The organism is Bartonella sp. AP88HLJMH (assembly GCF_042195605.1).
GTDB lineage: Bacteria > Pseudomonadota > Alphaproteobacteria > Rhizobiales > Rhizobiaceae > Bartonella.
In genome coordinates this window covers 1-1,971 of the sequence record NZ_JBHIOR010000066.1, presented here as the reverse complement: position 1 = coordinate 1,971, position 1,971 = coordinate 1, and the positions used below count along the sequence as shown (strand labels likewise).

Genomic DNA, 1,971 nt, shown 5'->3' with positions numbered 1-1,971 from the left:
GTTAAGGGGGCTGGCTCCTTTGCCATTCATAGAACCTTTTTAAAAGACAATGGCTGCAAAACAGATCAAAAACCAGCAAAAGCCATGTTGGGATCTGTAACAGGTGGTGCTGTGCATTTAAGTCAAGGCAATCCCAAACATCTGGTCATTTGTGAGGGCATTGAAACCGGTCTGGCTCTTTTGTCTGGGTTGTTATCAGAGCCCGTTGATTTATGGGCTTCTCTTTCAACCAGTGGCATGATGCGTGTGAATTTACCCCATACAAAAGGGCGTCTCACCATTGCAATGGACGGCGATGATGCGGGTCGTAAAGCAGGTTTTAACCTCGCTGCACATGCCTATAGCCAAGGCTTTGAGGTCTTTATGATGCAAGCTCCAAAAGGAACTGATTTTAATAACGTATTACTTTCTTAAAAGAGGGAAACTATGAAAGATAGTAATTTACAAAACAATAATGAAAATACTCCCGTCAATGATAACGATAATGTCTCTTTAAACGAAAATACTTGTTTAAAAGCCATTTCTTATGAACAAGCCTTGCAACAAAATGGTTGGGGGCAATTACAACCGATTGCTACGGCTCTCTTACCCGTCGAGCCTTTTAAAATATTCCTGCTTCCAACACCATTAATAAACTATGTTTATGACGTTGCTGATATTCAACAATCTTCTATCGATTTTGTTGCTGTTTCTGCTTTATGTGGATTATCTGCTGTCATTGGAAATGGCGTGCGGGTTTCTCCAAAACAACATGCCAATTGGAAAATTGTTCCTAATCTCTGGGGTGCCATTGTGGGGGAACCTTCAACTATGAAAACAGATACCATGGAAGCTGCTTTAGCACCTCTCGATGTTTTTCAAGAGGAATGGCATCAAGAATGGTTAAAGAAGAAAAAACAGCAAGAAACAAAAGATATTCTTATTGAATTAGACAAAAGAGAAAAGAAAAAACAAGCCTACAAAGCACTCAAAGATCAAGACGAGGAACAAGCCCTTGCTCTTCTTTCTCAATCTCTTGAACATAAAGAAAGTGAGGAAGATGACACGCTTAATAAACGACGTCTTATTGTCAACGATGTGACCGTCGAAAAGCTTGGGGAATTGTTAAAAGAAAACCCCCGTGGTTTATTGTTGGTTCGTGATGAATTATCTGGTTTTTTATCCGATTTGGAACGGAAGGAATATCAATCAGACCGTTCTTTCTATCTAACAGCTTTTAATGGCAAAAAATCATACACCTATGACCGTATAGGACGTGGAACCATTTTTATTCCCAATGCAACCATTTCCATTATTGGGGGCATTCAACCTTCACGGATTATTCCCATTATTCAAGCAATGCACCATGGAACAAATAATGACGGCTTATTGCAACGGTTTCAAATGCTGGTGTGGCCCGATGAACGAAAAGAGCGGTTATGGGTTGATAGACCTCCCAATCAAAAGGCATGGGAAAGTTATCAAGAAATTTTTCGTTCTCTTTATAATAAACCATTAGGATCACCAAAACACCCTATTACCATACGCTTTTCTGCTGAAGCTCAAGAAATGTTTCGTGTATGGTGGGAAAATTTTCAAAGAACAATCAAAGGAGGTCATTTCTCATCAAGTTTACAAGCGCATCTTTTGAAAATGAATAAAACCATACCAACCCTTGCATTGATTTTTGAATTGAGTGAAGGGGGGCGTTTTGAAATCAATAGAGATGCCCTTGAGAGAGCCTTATATTGGGAAGAATATCTGATAAGTCATGCAAAACGTCTTTATGCGGCGAATGATACATTAACAGCAGAGCGTGCAAAATTAATTGTAGAGCGCTGTGATCTTTTACCCAATGTTTTTACGGCAAGAGATATCTATAGACGGTGTTGGAGATCTTTAAAAGACAATGGAGCCGTTAAGCAAGCTTTAGAGCTTTTATGTCGTTGTAACTATATTCGTGAATTTCCTATAGAGGGGAATGAATTAGGT

Annotated in this window: 2 protein-coding genes; both read left to right on the top strand. The window is 39.3% G+C overall.

The window, feature by feature from the left end:
* Window positions 1-414, top strand: a 414-nt coding sequence (locus ACFIMA_RS09500) for a toprim domain-containing protein (protein WP_375693776.1), incomplete at its 5' end; no start/stop codon positions are given.
* A gap of 12 nt (window positions 415-426) precedes the next feature.
* The coding region (locus ACFIMA_RS09495; protein WP_375693775.1) for a YfjI family protein at window positions 427-1,971 on the top strand (1,545 nt) is incomplete at its 3' end.